Genomic DNA, 17,708 nt, shown 5'->3' on the forward strand with positions numbered 1-17,708 from the left:
TGCAGGCTTGGCCGTGGGCAGGCCAATTGATTGTTTATATGGTCGTGAGTGTCATCCAGGCCTCATGAGGCGGCTTGCCGGCCATGGCCAACAAGCGCGGGCTCTATAGGCAGGGCTTCGACTATTGGGCAGGCAGCGCTAGGCGCTGGCCGGCCATCAGTAGCACCAGGCGCGCCAGGCCTGTCCAGGGAGAACCTTGCGCCTGGCCCTTGATCTGGGCGTCGATACGCTGGGCGTCCTGCAGCAGCTGCGACCAGCGCTGGGCGGGTAACCGCTGCAGGGCCTTGCTGACCAAGGGGCGGCGTTTGTCCCAGATGGGTGGGCGTGCCTGGCTGAAGGCCTTGTCCAGGGGAACGCCCTGGCTGAACTGCTGGGCCAGGCCCGCCAGTTGCCGCAGTTCACGGGCCAGGGCCCAGAGGATCACCGGGGGCTCCACGCCTTCGCCGCGCAGGCCTTCGAGCATGCGCAAGGCATGGGCGGCTTCACCCTTGAGAATGGCGTCGACCAGCCCGAAGACATCGAAGCGCGCGCTGTCCGCCACCGCGGCCTGGACCGTTTCCAGGGTGATGACGTTGCCCTCGGCCAGCAGCTTGAGCTTTTCGATTTCCTGCGCGGCCGCGAGCAAGTTGCCCTCCACGCGCGCAGCAATCAGGTCCACGGCGTCACGCTGGGCACTCAGGCCTGCCTGTTGCAACCGCTGATTGATCCATTGGGGCAACTGATGCGCGTCCACGGGCCATATCTGGATGAACTGGCAATGATCACCCTCGACCAGTGCCTTGCCCCATTTGGTCTTCTGCGCGCTGGCATCGAGCTTTGGCAAGCTGATCAGCAGCAGCGTGTCTTCGGCAGGGCGGGCGCAGTATTCCAGCAATGCGGCAGCGCCCTTTTCACCCGGCTTGCCCGAGGGCAGGCGCAGTTCCAGCAGGCGTCGCTGGGCGAAAAGCGACAGGCTCGCACCTGCTTGCAGCAGGGTGCCCCAATCGAAGTTGGCATCGGCACTGAACACCTGGCGCTCGTCGAAACCTTGCTGGCGGGCGGCGCTGCGGATGGCGTCGGCCGCTTCCTGGCACAGCAACGGGTCATCGCCGCTGACCACGTAGACGGGCGCGAGTGAGCCTTGCAGGTGTTTGGTGAGTTGAGCGGGGGCGAGTTTCATGGCATCGGGGGCAGGGCGCCAGACAGCGCCCTGCACGGGCTCAGTTGCCCGGCACTTCCAGCGGCGATTGCTGCGGTGTCTCGGCCTGCTGGCGACGCGCGGCTTCCAGCGCATCCGCTTCGGCCTTGGCACGCTCATCGGCCTTGCGCTGCAATTCATCGAGCTGGGCAGGGGTGAGGTTTTGCAGGCGCACGACCATGGCATTGACCAGGTCGCGGCGCATCTCGTCACGGGCGCGTTTGGCATCCTGCTCGGAACCGGTGATGTTCGAGGCGTCACGCACATAGACCTTGCGCACTTCGACCTTGTCGCTGGTCAGCTCCAGGTTGTTCAGGCCATGGATGCTGTAGTCCAGCTCGGTGGTGAGCTCGAATTCCGCCGTGCGGTTGCCGCTGTTGTAGGTAACGGCGCGCTGGCGCTCCTGTTCGTTGGTCAGCACCAGGCGGTACGGTGCGCCTGCGTGGACGTTCACGCCGCTGCGCTCGAGCACTTCGCGCAGTTGAATCACGGTCGGGCCGTAAGCGTTGCGCGCGCTGACGTCCATCTCCTTGACGCTCATTTCGCTGGTGCCCGTGCCGCGCAGTTGGAACCCGCAGGCGCTGAGCATGACCGCCAGGCCAACTACCAGCAGATTGCGTTTGATCATGTTGTTGCTCCCTCGTGAGCCTGTTCCGCCCGTGCGCAGAGCCTGCGAACGGGCGTTGCCATCAGTTGGCGACGATATTGACCAGTTTGCCCGGCACTACGATGACCTTGCGGATGGCCAGGCCATCGATGAAGCGCAGGACATTCTCGTTGCTGCGCGCGGCGGCTTCGACTTCTTCGCGGCTGGCTGCGGCTGGCATCTCGATCTGGCCACGCAGCTTGCCATTGACTTGCACCACCAGGGTCACGGTGTCCTGTACCAGCGCGGCTTCATCCACTGCAGGCCAGGCGGCATCGATGACGGCCTGGTCATGGCCCAGTTGCTTCCACAGCTCGTGGGAGATGTGCGGCGTGATCGGGGCCAGCAGCAGGGTGACGGCTTCGAGGCCTTCCTGCAGCAGGGCACGGTCCTGCGCGGTGGCCTGCGGCGCCTTTTCCAGCACGTTCATCACGGTCATCACCTGGGCGATGGCGGTGTTGAACTTGTGGTACTGGCCTACATCGGTACTGGCTTGCTTGATGGCGGCGTGGATGGCGCGGCGGATCACTTTCTGCGCGTCATCCAGGGTTGCCACCTCCAGCTTGCCAGGCAAGCCCTGGGCAACGTGGGCCTGGGCCAGGCGCCAGACGCGGCGCAGGAAGCGGCTAGCGCCTTCCACACCTGAGTCGGACCATTCCAGGCTCATGTCGGGCGGCGAGGCGAACATCATGAACAGGCGGCAGGTATCGGCGCCGTACTGTTCGATCATCGACTGGGGATCGACGCCGTTGTTCTTGGACTTGGACATCTTCTCGGTGCCGCCGATCTCAACCGGCAGGCCATCGGTCTTCAGGCGCGCGCCGACGATCTTGGCCTTGGCATCGCGCTCGACTTCGACATCGGCCGGGTTGAACCAGTCCTTGCCGCCGTTGCTGGCGACGCGGTAGTAGGTTTCGGCCACGACCATGCCCTGGGTCAGCAGGTTCTTGAACGGCTCGTTCGAGGTCACCAGGCCTTCGTCACGCATCAGCTTGTGGAAGAAGCGCGCATACAGAAGGTGCAGGATGGCGTGTTCGATGCCGCCGATGTACTGGTCGACCGGCAGCCAGTGGTTGGCCGCTTTCGGGTCTACCATGCCGCCTTCGTAGTTGGGCGAGGCGTAGCGCGCGAAGTACCACGAGGACTCGACGAAGGTGTCCATGGTGTCGGTTTCGCGCTTGGCCGCAGCGCCGCACTTGGGGCAGCTGCATTCGTAGAATTCGGGCATGCGCGCCAGCGGCGAGCCTGCACCGTCCGGTACCACGTTTTCGGGCAGGGTAACCGGCAACTGGTCTTCCGGCACCGGCACATCGCCGCAAGACGGGCAGTGGATGATCGGAATCGGGCAGCCCCAGTAACGCTGGCGGCTGATGCCCCAGTCGCGCAGGCGGAACTGGGTGCGGGACTTGCCCAGGTCCTTGCGCACCAGCGCCGCTTCGATGGCGTCGAAGGCGCCGGCGAAATCCAGGCCGTCGAATTCGCCGGAATTGATCAGCTGGCCATGCTCGCCATAGGCGGCCTGCCACTGGGCACCGACCTCGTCACCGGCACTGGTACGCACCACGGCCTTGACCGGCAGGTCGTACTTGCGGGCGAACTCGAAATCGCGTTCGTCGTGGGCTGGCACAGCCATGACTGCACCGTCGCCGTAGTGCATCAGCACGTAGTTGGCGACCCAGACCGGCAGCTTCTCACCGGTAAGCGGGTGCTCGACCAGCAGGGAAGTGGCCATGCCCTTCTTTTCCTGGGTGGCCATGTCCGCTTCGGCCACGCTGCCGCCCTTGCATTCATCGATGAAGGCTTGCAGCGCCGGGTTGCCCTGGGCCGCCTGGGTGGCCAGCGCATGCTCGGCGGCGACTGCCACGTAGGTAGCGCCCATCAGCGTGTCCGGGCGGGTGGTGAAGACTTTCAGCGTACCGGTGTGGCCAATGCTGGCCTGATCGTACGGGAACTGCACTTCCATGCCGCGGGACTTGCCGATCCAGTTGCGCTGCATGGTCTTGACCTGCTCAGGCCAGCCCGGCAGCTCGTCGAGGCTTTCCAGCAGCTCGTCGGCATAGTCGGTGATGCGGAAGTAGTACATCGGGATTTCGCGCTTTTCAATCAGCGCGCCGGAACGCCAGCCGCGTCCGTCGATGACCTGTTCGTTGGCCAGCACGGTCTGGTCAGCCGGGTCCCAGTTAACGGTGCCGTTCTTGCGATAGATGATGCCCTTCTCGAACAGGCGGGTGAACAGCCACTGCTCCCAACGGTAGTAGTCGGGCTTGCAGGTGGTGACCTCGCGGGCCCAGTCGATGGCAAGGCCCAGGCTCTTGAGCTGGGTCTTCATGTAGTCGATGTTTTCGTAGGTCCACTTGGCCGGGGCGACGTTGTTCTTCATCGCCGCGTTTTCGGCAGGCATGCCGAAAGCGTCCCAGCCCATAGGTTGCAGGACGTTCTTGCCCAGCATGCGCTGGTAGCGGGCAATCACGTCGCCGATGGTGTAGTTGCGCACGTGGCCCATGTGTAGCTTGCCGCTCGGGTACGGGAACATCGACAGGCAGTAGTACGTGTCCTTGCCTGGCTGTTCGGTAACAGCGAACGATTGTTGCTCGTCCCAGAATTTCTGGGCGGCGGCTTCGATATCACGGGGCGTGTATTGTTCGTGCATGGCTACTTTTGGCTGAGAGAGAGGAGACCTTTCCAGGCAGCGAACCTCGCTGCGTCCGGCACTCCGGTGTCATCGGGAGTGAACGCCGTAGCATACAGCAGCGCCGCGCATCGTGGGAAACGTTCGTTGCGAATGGCCGCTGGTCGCAGCGTCGGGCTGCTTTTCGCAACGACGCTAAGCTCTCGGGTGGGGGAGATAATCGTTATCTTCAATGAGGTGAACGAATGGGAGAGTCGCAGCTACCTGCAGGAAAACCAGAACTCTATGAGCGCCTGATCGATAGGCTCGGGCTTGCCCTGGATACAGCCAGAACGTCCATGCGGCTTCGGGACGAGGCGCCAGCCGAGTTGGAGTTGCGTGGTTTGAGCCGCGCCGAGTTCGAGGTGATCAAAACTTATCTGGATACCTTCCAGAAACGCGCCGACGAGGCTGCAAACCTCAGGCCGCAAGCTGAACCTGCGTCGGCCAGGATCATCTGGCTCAAGGACATCAAGCGCACAGTGCGCACGCCACGCCCACGCAAGGCCTCCCGCCGCTAGGGGTTTGCGCGGCGCTTTTCAAGGGTTTGCACAGTAATCCGACCTTGATCGACGCCGGCCATGTTGTTGGCCGGCGCCGATGCTTTTAGTCTGCACACCTTCGAAGGAGGTGTGCATGCCCATCCGGTATTTCATCAAACAGTGGTTGTTACCCCCAGGCGTGCTGTTTCTCCTGCTGCTTTCAGCCTGGTGGCTGCGCAGGCGTCGCCCCCGGCTGGCCGCTGTGTGCTTTGTGGCAGGGCTAGGCGGGCTGTGGATGACCAGCTTGCCGGTGGCCGTTCAGTACCTGGCAAGAGCCCTGGAGACGGAGCCTGCGCTAGCCGGGCAGGACTGGGCTGGCCTCAAGCAGCGGGCCGATGCCATCGTCGTGCTGGGCGCAGGGCGTGAACGGGGCGACCCTGCCTGGGCGGGTGTCGACCAGCCGACGCCCACGGCCTTGGAGCGGCTGCGCTTTGCCGCTCGCCTGGCCAAGGCGTCCGGGCTACCGGTGCTGACCAGCGGCGGGCTGCACTACGGCACACCACCCAGCGAGGCGCGGCTGATGGCCGACAGCCTGCATGACGACTTCGGCATTGAGGTGAAGTGGTTGGAGCAGGCGAGCCGCACCACCTGGGAAAATGCCCAGCACTCGGCGAGTGTGCTTGAGCCGTTGGGGATACGCCGCGTCGTGGTGGTGACCCAGGCCTGGCACATGCAGCGCTCACGCTGGAGCTTCGAGCAGGCAGGTTTCGAAGTGGTACCCGCGCCAGTCGGCTTCCTCGGCCGTGATCCGGCGCGGCCATTCGCAGGTTGGCTGCCGGAAAGCCGGGCCATGTGGCAGAGCGGGCAGTTGCTCAATGAGGTGGCTGGGCTGGTGGGGTATCGGTTGTTCTACTGAAAGGGCTGAGCAACAGCCCCGTGGAACGTCAACTTCAAAGCCCCGTCACACTGCCCTGGCCACACGCCCGGCCATCAACGCCCAGACCAGCAGCAACCCACAAACGATTGCAAGCGGCCAGGAACGCCATTGCAGATAAGGCGTCAGCTGCTGCATCGGCACCACCTCGCCGTACATCACTGCCTGCTGGAACTGAGGCACTTGGGTCGTGATGCGCCCGAACGGGTCGATCAAGGCCGTCACGCCATTGTTGGTGGCCCGGATCATCCAGCGGCCGGCTTCAAGCGCACGCATCTGGGCCATCTGCAAGTGCTGCAGCGGGCCTATGGAAGTGCCGAACCAGGTGTCGTTGCTGATGGTCAGCAGCAAGTCGCTACGTGCCGCCAGGCCGGCGGCAAACTCGGGGTAGACCACCTCGTAGCAGATATAAGGCGCGATCTGATAACCCTTGGCCTGGAGCAGCGGTTGGTCCTCAGGGCCCCGGGCGAAATCCGACATGGGCAGGTTGAAGAACTCGATCAGCCCCCGCAGCATGTCCTGCAGCGGGACATATTCACCAAAGGGCACCAGCTTCTGCTTGAGGTAGGTGCCGTCGCCTTCGCCCGTGACGGTGATGCCGTTGAAGTAGCGACGCTGACGGTGCACCACCTCGCGAACCGGCACGCCGGTGATCAGGGCCGAATGCCGGTCTGCGGCGAAGCGCCCCATGATGTCGATATACCCTTGCGCCTGGTCCTTGAGCACAGGTACCGCCGTTTCCGGCCAGATCAACAAGTCCGCAGGTTTTGAACTGAAGCTCAGATCGCGGTACAGGGCCAACTGGGCGTCGATATGCGCCGGGTCCCACTTCACGTCCTGTTCGACGTTGCCCTGAATGGCAGCGACCTTGAGTGGGTCGCCTGCCGGAGTAGTCCAGGCATGCCCTTTGAGTGCCAATCCTACCGCCCAGGGAGTGAGCAGCAGCACGCAGGCGATGGCAAGAAAGCCCGGACGGGTACGCAAACGGTTGAGGTTGCACAGCAGCGCAGCCGTCAGCGCCAACGCAAACGACACCAGCCACACCCCGCCCAGAGGCGCCAGGCCGGCCAGCGGGCCGTCCAGCTGACTGTAGCCTGCGTACAACCACGGGAAGCCGGTGAGGAACCAGCCGCGAAACGCCTCTTGCGCCACCCACAGGGCAGCAAAGCCCAGGGCATCGGCAAGCGGCGCCTCGTTGCGCCGCAACCAGCGTGCCCACAACCAGGTGGGCAGCGCAAAGAACCAGGCCAAGGCCGCAAAGAACGCAACCAGCAGCGCGATGGCCAACAGCGGCGAGGCGCCGCCGTAGTTCGTCATGCTGACGTAGATCCACCAGGTGCCGGCGCCGTAGAGGCCGAAGCCGAACCACCAGCCACGCCACAAGGCCTGGCGCGGGCTAAGCTCGCGCAGGCCCAGGTAGAGCAGGGCGATGGACAGCAGCGCCAGTGGCCACAGATCGAATGGCGCCAGGGCCAGGAGGGTAGAAGCGCCGGCCGCCAGGGCCAGCAGGTTACCGGGCCAGCCGGGGCGGGTGATCCAGCGCATGTCGTTCCTTAACGGTTGATCGGGGTCAGGCGCAGCAGGTGTATCCGGCGGCTGTCGGCGTTGAGCACGCGGAATTTGTACGCGCCGATTTCGGTGGTTTCGTTGCGCTTGGGCAGATGGCCGAAGGCACTCATCACCAAACCGCCGACGGTGTCGAACTCATCGTCCGAAAACGCACTGTCGAAGGACTCGTTGAAGTGCTCGATCGGCGTCAGTGCCTTGACCAGGAAGTCGCCGTTGGGCAGCGGCTTGATGTAGCTGTCCTCTTCGACGTCGTGTTCGTCTTCGATATCGCCGACGATCTGTTCGAGCACATCCTCGATGGTCACCAGGCCAGCCACGCCGCCGTATTCATCGATGACGATGGCCATGTGGTTGTGGTTGGCGCGAAACTCGCGCAGCAGCACGTTCAGGCGCTTGGACTCGGGCACGAAAGTGGCCGGGCGCAGCAGCGTCTTGATGTCGAAGTTGTCGCCGTTCTCCTTGAGAATCAGCGGCAGCAGGTCCTTGGCGAGCAGGACACCGAGCACATCGTCATGGCTTTCGCCGATTACCGGGTAGCGCGAGTGCGCCGCGTCGATCACCGCCGGCAGGAACTCGCGAGGCGACTGACCGGCCTTGATGCTGTTCATCTGCGAGCGCGGCACCATGATGTCACGCACTTGAAGGTCCGCCACCTGGATGGCACCTTCGACGATGGTCAGCGCCTCGCTGTCCAGCAGCTTGTTCTGATGTGCTTCGCGCAGCAGCTCCAGGAGCTCCTGGCGGTTTTTCGGCTCATGGGCAAAAGCCTGGGTCAGTTTACCCAGCCAGGACTTCTGCCCGTTGCTCGATCGATCTTCGCTCATGGCGGTTCTCGTGATCCTTGGTCTATCAGTGTGGGGTTGATTCGGTTTCGTCATCGGCGTATGGGTCCGGGTGACCCAGTTGCGCCAGCAATTCTCGTTCCAGGCTTTCCATCTCCTCGGCTTCCTCATCCTCGATGTGGTCGTAACCGAGCAGATGCAGGCAGCCGTGTATGACCAGGTGCGCCCAGTGCGCCGCCAGCGACTTGCCTTGCTCGGCCGCCTCGCGTTCGACCACCGCGACGCAGATCACCAGGTCGCCCAGCAAGGGGATGTCGAGCAATTCGTCTGGCACGTCGGCCGGGAAGGACAACACGTTGGTCGCATAGTCCTTGTGCCGATACGTGTGATTAAGCTCGCGCGCTTCCGCTTCGTCCACAAGACGAATGGTCATCTCCGAGTCGGCCTTGCGTTGCTGCAAGGCCAGCTCGCACCAGCGGCGAAAGTCGGCATCGACCGGGGCGACAGCCTGTGTCGCCCGTTGTATGTCCAGTTCAAGCATTTTTGCCGGGCGCCTCGGGAGTGGCCTGGCGGGCTTCGAAGCGGTCATAGGCCTCTACGATGCGCTGCACCAAGGGGTGACGTACCACGTCCTTGGGCTGGAAGTGGGTGAAACTGATGCCCGGCACGTCCCGCAGCACTTCGATCACATGCGCCAGGCCCGACTTGGTGCCCCGGGGCAGGTCGACCTGGGTGATGTCGCCGGTGATCACCGCCGTGGAGCCGAAGCCGATACGGGTGAGGAACATCTTCATCTGCTCGAGCGTGGTGTTCTGGCTTTCGTCGAGAATGATGAAGCTGTTGTTCAGGGTGCGACCGCGCATGTAGGCAAGCGGCGCAATTTCGATGACCTGACGCTCGATCAGCTTGGCCACGTGCTCGAAGCCCAGCATTTCATAAAGGGCATCGTAGAGCGGGCGCAGATAAGGGTCGATCTTCTGTGCAAGGTCGCCAGGCAGGAACCCGAGCTTCTCGCCAGCTTCAACGGCCGGGCGCACCAGCAGGATGCGGCGAACCTGTTCACGTTCCAGTGCGTCGACAGCACACGCCACGGCCAGGTACGTCTTGCCGGTACCGGCCGGGCCGATGCCGAAGTTGATGTCGTTGGCCAGGATCTCCTTGACGTAGCGCTGCTGGTTGGCGCCCCGTGGTCGGATATTGCCCTTGCGTGTGCGCAGCGAGACGCTGACCTCGTTCACCGCCGGGTTGTCGATGTGCTCGACGGCCGATTCCTGAAGGTACAGGTGCACGGTTTCCGGCGACAGCTCGGTGGCCTGGGTCTCGCGGTAGAGACGGCGCAGCAGTTGCTCGGCAGCATGGGTGGTCTTGGATTCGCCGATCAGTTCGAACTGATTGCCGCGGTTGCGGATCTCGATGGCAAGGCGTTGTTCGATCAAGCGCAGGTGCTCGTCGAACTGGCCACACAAGTTGGCGAAACGGTGGGCCTCGAAAGGTTCGAGGATGAAACGATGGGGTTCGATGGGTGCGTTCAAGGTCGTTTTTAGCCGCCCGACGGCAATGAGTGTGAGCTCAAGAATAACCCTTGAATGGCAGTGGCGAAAGTCCTGATGGGCTCAACGGCATTCTGCAAGCAAAGCCTAGGGCAGCGGGGAGAACGGCGAGCGACCCTCGGCGTTCTGCAGCTCGAGCAGGTACTTGCGGAAGATCTGGCCGAGCACCTGCGTCGCATGCTCCAGGTCGTCCCTGGGCATCTGTTCGGTGACTTCGTCCGCCATGTCCAGGGCATCTTCAGCGCCGTTGACTGCCGCCATCTTCAACAGGATGTAGGCCTGCACGTTGTTGGCCTTGACCCCTTCGCCGCGGAAAAACATCGACCCAAGGCGGTACTGGGCCTCGGCATGGCCTTGCAGGGACGCTTTCTGGTACCAGTCCAGTGCCTTATTGAGGTTTTTCGGCGCTTGCGCATAGAAGTACTCGCCCAGCTCGTACTGTGCCTGGGCATCGCCGGCATCGGCCACCTGTTCACAGGTTTTGAGTGCGCTGGCCAGGTCCTGCGGCTGCACGTTCAAGGTGCAGCGACCCGTCGTCGGGATGAGCAACGAGTTACCGCCCTCCGCCAGGGCCAGCAGGGGCTGGAGAAGCAACAGGCAGCCCAGGGTGAGGGCGCGGCCGGTGCGGTTCATGGGGATCGACTTACCTCTGCAAAGCTGCGGCCAATGTCTCTGGTGGCACATTATGGGATAAGCAGCGCCAACCTTACAAAGTTTTACTCGAATTTATGTCGGCGTGGCGAAACAGGCTGATGGCAGGACCCCTTCGTTACCTGTATGGCCTCATTGCACATGCGCCCGTTCCCATGGGGTATGCCCCTGGCGATGGCCGGTATACCCACCGTGATAGCGGGTACTACCAGCTACCAAGGTGGGAAGGCGCCGGGTTACTTCAGGGCTGCGAAGGCCTTTTCAGCCGCATCCAGGGTGATCTGCAGCTCTTTGTCGCCATGAACGATGGAGGTGAAGCCAGCCTCGAACGCGCTCGGCGCCAGGTACACGCCACCCTCGAGCATCAGGTGGAAGAACTGCTTGAAGCGACCGGCGTCACTGGCCATTACGTCATCAAAGGTGACGATGTCGTCGGCCCCGCTGAAGTACAGGCCGAACATGCCGCCAGCCTGAGTGGTCACGAACGGCACGCCGGCAGCATCGGCGCGCTGTTGCAGGCCGTCGAGCATGCGGCTGGTGTAGTCAGTCAGCTCGGCGTGGAAGCCCGGGCGGCTGATCAGCTTGAGCGTGGTCAGGCCGGCGGCCATGGCCAGCGGGTTGCCCGACAGCGTACCCGCCTGGTAGACCGGGCCCAGCGGGGCGATGCAGCCCATGATTTCGCGCTTGCCGCCGAAGCAGCCGACCGGCATGCCGCCGCCGACGATCTTGCCGAAGGTGGACAGGTCGGGGGTAATGCCGTAGTGCGCCTGCGCACCACCCAGCGAAACCCGGAAACCGGTCATCACTTCATCGAAGATCAACACCACCCCATGCTTGTCGCACTGCTCGCGCAGGCCTTCGAGGAAGCCTGGCGCCGGCGGGACGCAGTTCATGTTGCCGGCAACCGGCTCGACGATAATGCAGGCTACGGTCTGGCCCACTTCAGCCAGCGTCTTCTCGACGGCGGCGATGTCGTTGAAGGGCAGCGTCAGGGTGTGTTTGGCGAAGTCGGCGGGCACGCCTGCCGAGCTGGGCACGCCTTGGGTCAGCAGGCCGGAACCGGCCTTGACCAAGAGGCTGTCGGAGTGGCCGTGGTAGCAGCCTTCGAACTTGATGATCGCGTCACGGCCGGTGTAGCCACGGGCCAGGCGGATGGCGCTCATGGTCGCTTCGGTACCCGAGCTGACCATGCGCACCATTTCCATGGAAGGCACCAGCGAGCACACCAGGTCTGCCATTTCGGTTTCCATGGCGGTCGGGGCGCCATAGGACAGCCCGTGTTCCAGCTGGCGACGTACCGAGTCCAGCACGTCAGGGTGGCCATGGCCCAGGATCATCGGGCCCCAGGAGCCCACGTAGTCGACGTAGCGCTTGTCATCTTCGTCGACGACGTAGGCGCCCTCGGCATGCTTGAAGAACAATGGGGTGCCGCCCACGCTCTTGAACGCGCGCACGGGCGAGTTCACACCACCGGGGATGTGTTTCTGGGCTTGGGCGAAAAGTGCTTCGGAACGGGACATGGAAAGTTCTCTCGAATCAGGATGCGAACAAGGCATTGAAGGCGCGGGCGCGGCGGGTAACTTCCTGCGCACTGTCGGCACCGAACAAGCCGTGGATCACCGCCAGCAGGTCGGCACCGTGGTGCACCAGTGCGGCGGCATTGTCGAGGGTGACCCCGCCAATGGCGGCGATCGGCAGGTTCACCTGGGCGCGAGCCTGCGCCAGAAGACGGACGTCGGCAGCCGGAGCGCCGGGTTTGGTGCTGGAGGTGAAAAAGCGGCCGAAGGCGACGTAGCTGGCGCCTTCGCGGGCTGCCTGGGCGGCCAGGTCGAGGCTGGCATGGCAGGTCGAGCCGATGATCGCTGCGCTGCCCAGCAGGGCGCGTGCAGGGTTCAGCGGCCCGTCGGTTTGCCCCAGGTGTACACCCACGCCCAGGTGCCTGGCCAGTTCGGCATCGTCGTTGATGAGCAGCTGGGTGCCATAACGCTCGCACAGCTGCTGGAGTGCCTGCGCTTCACGCAAGCGCCGCGCGGCGTCATCGCTTTTGTCCCGGTACTGCAGAAGGCATACACCCCCTTCGAGCGCTGCCTCCACATGAGACAGGAATCGGCCGGCCAGCAGTTGGCTGTCGGTGATGGCATACAGGCCGCGTAGGGTCATCGAGCACCTCGAGTCAGGAGCAGAAATCCAGAGGCAGGCGCCGAGGCACGAACTGGCCCCGTCCCAACTGCTCCGCATCGCGCAGGGTGCGCCAGGTGTAGTCCAGGGCGGTGCGCACGGCGCTTTCCAGGTGCTCGCCCAAGGCCAGTCGACCCGCCAGGGCGCTGGCCAGGGTGCAGCCCGAACCGTGGTAGCTGCCCGGCAGGCGTTGGCAGGTCGAGGTGCTGCGGTGACCGTCGCGGCTGTACAGACGGTTGTGGATTTCGACCTCGTCGCCGTGTCCGCCGGTGATCAGCACGTGCGGGCAGAACTCCAGCAGCCTGGCAGCGCACTCGTCGGCGCTGCCTTCGGGCAACTCGGCGAGAATGCGGGCTTCGGGCAGGTTCGGCGTGGTGATGGTCGCCAGCGGCAACAGGCGTTCACGCAGGGCATAGCCTACTTCATCCTTGCCCAGGCGCCCGCCGCCGCCTGCGCGCAGCACCGGATCGCACACCAACGGCAGGTGCGGGTGCGCAGCCAGCAGCTCGGCCACGGTATCGACCATGTCGATCGAGCCGAGCATGCCCAGCTTGACCGCAGCCACCGTGGAGTCGGTGAGCACGGCATTGGCCTGGGCCAGCACCCACTCACGGTCGAGCACGCGGAAGTCGGAGACATTGACGGTATCCTGCACGGTCAGGGCGGTCACCGCGGGCGCGGCATGACAACCTTGTGCAAGCAGGGCTTCGATATCTGCCTGCAAGCCGGCGCCGCCACTGGGGTCGTGGCCGGAGAGACAGAGGACAACGGGGCGGGAGGCGTAGGTATTCATGGTCGGCGAGCTTACCACCAAACCTGTTTGTGCGGACCTTGCCCGTGCAGGTCGGTGGATTTTTTGGTGCGAGATGGGCAACGCTCAATGCCGCTTATGCCCGTGCCAGAGCGGTCCTGTGGGTTTTGTGCCGCCGCTCGATGCACCAGAAGCTGTGCTAGAGTGCGCAGATAAATCGATAAACAGGTTCTGCAGGATTTCGTCGTCTCAAACGGAAAGGGGGCAACCGCGACGCGACCGGACAGGCCATGCTGGGGCTGTATGCGCTATTTGCTGATTATGCTCATGGGTTTGCTGCCCGCATTCGCCGAGGCGGTGGACATCACCGCGGCCACCCGTCACCTGCCTCTGGGCAAGGTCATGCAGGTCTACGAAGACCCGGACGGCAGCGCCAGCATCACGGAGGTCAGTGCGCCCGACTTCGCACAGCATTTTCTTTCCCACCCTGAAGACGTGCTCAATGCCGGGTTTTCCAAGTCGGTGTTCTGGCTCAAGCTCGAGCTGCACCCTGACGCGGAGCCGGGCATGCCCCGGCACTGGTTGCTGGAACTGGCCTACCCACCCCTCGACCACCTCGAGCTTTACCTGAAGGGCCCGGACGGGCGCTTTCACCTGGCCCAGCGCACCGGTGACGCACTGCCTTACTCAAGTCGGGAGGTTCGGCAGGACAATTACCTGTTCAACCTGCAATTGCCGCCTGGGCAGGTCACCACCGTCTTCCTGCGGCTGCATAGCCAGGGCTCGGTGCAGGCGCCGCTGGCCCTCTGGTCGCCCCAGGCCTACCTGGAAGCCCAGGCCACGCGCCTGTATGTGCTGGGGATGATCTACGGGGTGCTGTTGGTGATGCTGGTGTACAACCTGTTCCTGTACCTGAGCGTGCGGGACGTCAGCTACCTGTACTACATCCTCTACATCGCCTCCTTCGGTCTTTACCAGGTCTCGGTCAATGGCGCCGGCATCGCTTACCTGTGGCCCGACAGCCCATGGTGGGCCAATGCCTGCACACCGTTGTTCGTAGGCGCAGCTGCGCTGTTCGGCTCCCAGTTCGCCCGGCATTTTCTGCAACTTCGCCATCAAAGCCGCGGCTTCGACCGGTTGCTGCAGGCGCTGATGCTGGGCGGTGCCGTGGTGATGGTGCTGGCCGTGAGCGTACCCTATGGCGTGGCCATGCGCCTTGCCACCGCCTTGGCGCTCGTGTTCAGCCTGGGCGTTTTGTGTGCAGGGCTCAACGCCTGGCGGCGCGGGCTGCGCGTGGCGCGCTGGTTCATCATCGCCTGGACCGCGTTCCTGCTCGGGGGGCTGGTCAACACGCTGATGGTGCTGGGCTACCTGCCGAACATGTTCCTGACCATGTATGCCAGTCAATTGGGTGCTGCGCTGGAAGTGGCGTTGCTATCGCTGGCCCTGGCCGACCGCATCAAGACGCTGCGCGATGAGCAGGCCCGTACCCTGCGTGAAACGGGGCAGCAACTGGAGCTACTCAACCAGCAACTGGCCAACAGCAACCGGCTCAAAGACGAGTTTCTGGCCTGCGCCACCCATGAACTGCGCACCCCAATGAATGGCGTGATCGGTTCCCTGGAGTTGATGCATACTCTGCCGATGGACGCGGAAATGGCCCGCTTTCATCAGACAGCGGTGGGTTCGGCCCAGGGCATGATGAACATGGTCGACGCCATCCTGACCTTGTCCGAACTCCAGGCAGGGCGGCTGCGTGCGCAGCCAGCACCTTTCGACCTGCGGGCACTGCTGCAAGGCGTGCGCGCTGGCTATGCCGGCCAGGCACTGGGCAAGGGCCTGTATTTGAGTGTGGACATGCCGGCGGACCTGCCCGACCGACTGGTGGGCGATGGGCCGAAGCTGGCCCGCTGCCTGGGATGTCTGGTGGACAATGGCCTGAAATTCACCCATCAGGGTGGTGTGATGATCCAGGTTCGCGGACAGCACAGGGGGCCTAATCAACTGGCCTTGACGTTTACCGTGAGCGACACGGGTATCGGTTTCGAAGACCTTGACCAGTCGATTCTTTACCAGCGGTTTTTCCAGGTGGATGGGTCCATGACCCGGCGCTACGGCGGGTTGGGCATTGGCCTTGCCATCTGCCGGCAGATGAGCGAATTGCTGGGGGCACGGCTGTCACATCAATCGGCGCCTGGGGTGGGCAGTCGGTTCGAGATGAGTGTGGAGTTGGCGATTTCGCAGGGGCAGGTGGCTGTGCAGGGGAGTGAGGGGCGGCGTTGGCGGTAAGCATCGGTAGGTTAGGACGATTTGCTGTTAGCTAAATGGGCAGTGCGATAACGTGGGCGTGCGACTCGGGGTATCAAAGAAAGTAAGAACCTATGATTAACCAGCCGAAGGCGACTGTGTTCAGCCATGAGGCGGCCACAATCCGCTTTCTCACGGATGGTGGAAATTGCTCATAGTCTTGTGCGTCAAGCATGCCTTGTCGAATACTTGATTTTGGATACTTTATGACCCCGGCGACCATGAATGTCACAAACATTCTCGCACGCAAAGTCTTTTCACCACAAAGGGTGACAATAAAGGGTAGGCACGCACTGCGCTGCAGGGCCTCGATCATGATTTTGTATTCTTTGGAGCCTGCGATACGCAGATCCATGGCGAGGCCGGTCAGTCCGAGAATAAAGGGAGTGGCAAGAAAAAGTAATTGAAGCTTGATGTCAAGGCTCTTAATCATCTTCCAAAGCCTCGAAAATTATGTCACCGAAATCTTCACCGAATTGCATACCTTCGAGGCTCCCCGCCAAAGCCCCTGCTCCGGTAATTGCAATGACGCATATCAACGCCTTCGGGCCAGCCCTCCAGCAAATTTTAGGGGACAGCTCCCTAGCTATCTTGGCACCAACCAACCACCGCCTAGTCCACCCGAAAAATTACCAGCCTCAGTAAAGCGGATCCTTCTACACGCTTTCGTATTCCCCACCCGGCACGCATCGGCAATATTCATCGCTGATCCAATACCCCCGAGCGCAATACCCACTGCCCCTCCAGCCTTCAAATACTTGGCCATCCTTGCCAGTTTGTCCAAGTGAGTGGAATACCCCGGTATGTCCGTGGGCCCGCCTGCTTTGCTCCAGTGGTGCACCAGGCTTTTGGAAGAGATACCCAAGTCTCGGCGCAGTGTTGAGTAATCCCCAAGATTAAGCCGCTTATTGAGAAGGGTGGCCTTCAAACCGGCACTCAACTGATTGAACAGCTGCTGGCGCTGGGCGAAGAATTCCGGGTGGCGAAGGTGCCCGTGCTTGGCAAATTGCGCTTTGTGCAGGTCTTCGATTTTGCGCAAAAGGCTGGTGATCTCATCCAGTGACTTACCCGCCACTGTCTCGGCTACGCCCATGGCCAGACTGGTATCACCAAACAGCGCGGCTATCTCGGCCTGATGCTGCATCATGAAGCCGGCTTCCTCCTCTGTGAGGCCGGCCAATGCAGCGCGCGCCTGCTCCGCTGCACTCATAACCGACATCTCCTGCCGGGTACACATCGGGTACCTCGATTCTTCACCCACGACGAATATCTCGCCCGGTTTGAATCCGTTCCGGAAGGTTGGATTAAGCCGTTCCAATGCTGACCGAGACAGGTGCGCGTGGGGCGAACCGAGTTCTACCAGCACCTCTTCATACGACATGCTGCGCGGCACGATGTAGAAACCAGGTTCATTGCTGTGCTGAGCCGCTGAAGGCGCCGCGTCCCGGAACCGCTCCGGACTGATCGCCCTATTGCGTGCTTGAGGATGTCGCAGCGCGTCACTGACCGGTTCAGATGCAGGTGCCCTGAACGTTGCAGGTACTGCAGATCCGCCTGCAATTACGCGGTTGCTGCCTGTAGGGCACCCACACGCCACCAATGCGCCGTCAAGGACCGTAGGTATGCCGTCCTGCTTCCAACGGGGCTCGCCCTCCACCAGCGTGCCAGGTTGCCCGCAGCGGGGGCAGGGCGTGGTCTTGTCGCCTTGCAGCAGCCAGTTACGGCCATAGACGCGACCTCTGGATTGCCCGGCAATGCAAATGGCGCCGGTGGTGGTTTCATCGCTGTCCAGGCCTTGGTACCGACCCAGGATGCTGATGCGCATACTCATGGCTTGCCTGCTGTTCATGAAAGAACCCGCAACCTAGCAGGCGGTATCCACTTATGTGCGCTTGATTCAGCTTCTAGGAAGACTCCCACGGACTATTGGGAACCGGATTACAAGTTCTTGACGGCCTCATCTGTTCGGGCGCCGCACGAACACGCCGCTGGCGACCCTGATAATGCAGGTCT

At 62.8% G+C, this 17,708-nt stretch carries 16 protein-coding genes; 3 read left to right on the plus strand and 13 right to left on the minus strand.

All coding sequences use genetic code 11. The features are described from left to right. Positions 1-121 precede the first annotated feature (121 nt). From holA to leuS, 3 genes are all read right to left on the minus strand, one after another. The gene (gene holA / locus B2J77_RS02745; RefSeq protein ID WP_078479383.1) at positions 122-1,159 is read right to left on the minus strand and encodes a DNA polymerase III subunit delta; all 1,038 of its coding nucleotides are present in this window, start codon (positions 1,157-1,159) and stop codon (positions 122-124) included. A gap of 40 nt (positions 1,160-1,199) precedes the next feature. Further along, entirely contained in the window at positions 1,200-1,805 is a 606-nt protein-coding gene (gene lptE / locus B2J77_RS02750) for an LPS assembly lipoprotein LptE (protein WP_078477935.1), read from the minus strand. A gap of 61 nt (positions 1,806-1,866) precedes the next feature. After that, entirely contained in the window at positions 1,867-4,473 is a 2,607-nt protein-coding gene (leuS, locus tag B2J77_RS02755; protein WP_078477936.1) for a leucine--tRNA ligase, read from the minus strand. A 224-nt stretch (positions 4,474-4,697) separates the two neighbouring features. Here leuS and B2J77_RS02760 point away from each other — a divergent pair, with 224 nt between their 5' ends. Together B2J77_RS02760 and B2J77_RS02765 are read left to right on the plus strand one after the other, a co-directional pair. After that, on the plus strand, positions 4,698-5,012 hold the full coding sequence (locus tag B2J77_RS02760; RefSeq protein ID WP_078477937.1) for a hypothetical protein: 315 nt from the start codon (positions 4,698-4,700) through the stop codon (positions 5,010-5,012). Positions 5,013-5,127: 115 nt separating this feature from the next. Continuing rightward, entirely contained in the window at positions 5,128-5,889 is a 762-nt protein-coding gene (locus tag B2J77_RS02765; protein ID WP_078477938.1) for a YdcF family protein, read from the plus strand. Between the two features lie 45 nt (positions 5,890-5,934). Here the strand turns inward: B2J77_RS02765 and lnt are convergent, their stop codons facing one another. The 8 genes from lnt to B2J77_RS02805 all read right to left on the minus strand — a co-directional run bounded on the left by lnt (position 5,935) and on the right by B2J77_RS02805 (position 13,430). After that, positions 5,935-7,452: an apolipoprotein N-acyltransferase gene (gene lnt / locus B2J77_RS02770; protein WP_078477939.1), complete on the minus strand. Its 1,518-nt coding sequence runs from the start codon at positions 7,450-7,452 to the stop codon at positions 5,935-5,937. 8 nt (positions 7,453-7,460) lie between these two features. After that, complete coding sequence (locus B2J77_RS02775; protein ID WP_023534628.1) at positions 7,461-8,300, minus strand: HlyC/CorC family transporter; 840 nt, start codon at positions 8,298-8,300, stop codon at positions 7,461-7,463. Positions 8,301-8,325: 25 nt separating this feature from the next. Continuing rightward, the gene (gene ybeY / locus B2J77_RS02780) at positions 8,326-8,799 is read right to left on the minus strand and encodes an rRNA maturation RNase YbeY (protein ID WP_058638960.1); all 474 of its coding nucleotides are present in this window, start codon (positions 8,797-8,799) and stop codon (positions 8,326-8,328) included. After that, positions 8,792-9,790, minus strand: a complete 999-nt coding sequence (locus tag B2J77_RS02785; RefSeq protein WP_028687151.1) for a PhoH family protein — start codon at positions 9,788-9,790, stop codon at positions 8,792-8,794. The genes ybeY and B2J77_RS02785 overlap by 8 nt, the downstream gene beginning before the upstream one ends. Positions 9,791-9,895: 105 nt before the next feature. Continuing rightward, complete coding sequence (locus B2J77_RS02790; protein WP_058603547.1) at positions 9,896-10,441, minus strand: tetratricopeptide repeat protein; 546 nt, start codon at positions 10,439-10,441, stop codon at positions 9,896-9,898. A gap of 254 nt (positions 10,442-10,695) precedes the next feature. Beyond that, positions 10,696-11,979: a glutamate-1-semialdehyde 2,1-aminomutase gene (gene hemL, locus B2J77_RS02795; protein WP_058638961.1), complete on the minus strand. Its 1,284-nt coding sequence runs from the start codon at positions 11,977-11,979 to the stop codon at positions 10,696-10,698. A gap of 16 nt (positions 11,980-11,995) precedes the next feature. Beyond that, positions 11,996-12,619 carry a thiamine phosphate synthase gene (gene thiE, locus B2J77_RS02800; RefSeq protein WP_078477940.1) on the minus strand — a complete coding sequence of 208 codons (624 nt, stop codon included), beginning with the start codon at positions 12,617-12,619 and terminating at the stop codon, positions 11,996-11,998. 13 nt (positions 12,620-12,632) lie between these two features. Continuing rightward, positions 12,633-13,430: a hydroxymethylpyrimidine/phosphomethylpyrimidine kinase gene (locus B2J77_RS02805; protein WP_058638963.1), complete on the minus strand. Its 798-nt coding sequence runs from the start codon at positions 13,428-13,430 to the stop codon at positions 12,633-12,635. Between the two features lie 261 nt (positions 13,431-13,691). Between B2J77_RS02805 and B2J77_RS02810 the strand changes: the two genes are divergently transcribed. Continuing rightward, entirely contained in the window at positions 13,692-15,677 is a 1,986-nt protein-coding gene (locus B2J77_RS02810) for a sensor histidine kinase (protein ID WP_078477941.1), read from the plus strand. A gap of 73 nt (positions 15,678-15,750) precedes the next feature. On the opposite strand, the gene B2J77_RS02815 is transcribed toward B2J77_RS02810, so the two are convergent. Both B2J77_RS02815 and B2J77_RS02820 read right to left on the minus strand, forming a co-directional pair. Beyond that, a complete protein-coding gene (locus B2J77_RS02815; RefSeq protein ID WP_058638965.1) occupies positions 15,751-16,128 on the minus strand; it encodes a hypothetical protein in 378 nt (125 codons plus the stop codon). A gap of 153 nt (positions 16,129-16,281) precedes the next feature. Next, positions 16,282-17,526 carry a PAAR domain-containing protein gene (locus tag B2J77_RS02820; protein WP_228385163.1) on the minus strand — a complete coding sequence of 415 codons (1,245 nt, stop codon included), beginning with the start codon at positions 17,524-17,526 and terminating at the stop codon, positions 16,282-16,284. Positions 17,527-17,708: the final 182 nt, after the last annotated feature.

The organism is Pseudomonas parafulva (genome assembly GCF_002021815.1).
Taxonomy (GTDB): Bacteria; Pseudomonadota; Gammaproteobacteria; order Pseudomonadales; family Pseudomonadaceae; genus Aquipseudomonas; species Aquipseudomonas parafulva_B.

Excerpts from the sequence above, each read along its gene's own strand:
- holA (WP_078479383.1), bottom strand. The coding sequence starts at position 1,159 with ATGAAACTCGCCCCCGCTCAACTCACCAAACACCTGCAAGGCTCACTC.
- lptE (WP_078477935.1), bottom strand. The coding sequence starts at position 1,805 with ATGATCAAACGCAATCTGCTGGTAGTTGGCCTGGCGGTCATGCTCAGC.
- leuS (WP_078477936.1), bottom strand. The coding sequence starts at position 4,473 with ATGCACGAACAATACACGCCCCGTGATATCGAAGCCGCCGCCCAGAAA.
- B2J77_RS02760 (WP_078477937.1), top strand. The coding sequence starts at position 4,698 with ATGGGAGAGTCGCAGCTACCTGCAGGAAAACCAGAACTCTATGAGCGC.
- B2J77_RS02765 (WP_078477938.1), top strand. The coding sequence starts at position 5,128 with ATGCCCATCCGGTATTTCATCAAACAGTGGTTGTTACCCCCAGGCGTG.
- lnt (WP_078477939.1), bottom strand. The coding sequence starts at position 7,452 with ATGCGCTGGATCACCCGCCCCGGCTGGCCCGGTAACCTGCTGGCCCTG.
- B2J77_RS02775 (WP_023534628.1), bottom strand. The coding sequence starts at position 8,300 with ATGAGCGAAGATCGATCGAGCAACGGGCAGAAGTCCTGGCTGGGTAAA.
- ybeY (WP_058638960.1), bottom strand. The coding sequence starts at position 8,799 with ATGCTTGAACTGGACATACAACGGGCGACACAGGCTGTCGCCCCGGTC.
- B2J77_RS02790 (WP_058603547.1), bottom strand. The coding sequence starts at position 10,441 with ATGAACCGCACCGGCCGCGCCCTCACCCTGGGCTGCCTGTTGCTTCTC.
- hemL (WP_058638961.1), bottom strand. The coding sequence starts at position 11,979 with ATGTCCCGTTCCGAAGCACTTTTCGCCCAAGCCCAGAAACACATCCCC.
- thiE (WP_078477940.1), bottom strand. The coding sequence starts at position 12,619 with ATGACCCTACGCGGCCTGTATGCCATCACCGACAGCCAACTGCTGGCC.
- B2J77_RS02805 (WP_058638963.1), bottom strand. The coding sequence starts at position 13,430 with ATGAATACCTACGCCTCCCGCCCCGTTGTCCTCTGTCTCTCCGGCCAC.
- B2J77_RS02810 (WP_078477941.1), top strand. The coding sequence starts at position 13,692 with ATGCGCTATTTGCTGATTATGCTCATGGGTTTGCTGCCCGCATTCGCC.
- B2J77_RS02815 (WP_058638965.1), bottom strand. The coding sequence starts at position 16,128 with ATGATTAAGAGCCTTGACATCAAGCTTCAATTACTTTTTCTTGCCACT.
- B2J77_RS02820 (WP_228385163.1), bottom strand. The coding sequence starts at position 17,526 with ATGAGTATGCGCATCAGCATCCTGGGTCGGTACCAAGGCCTGGACAGC.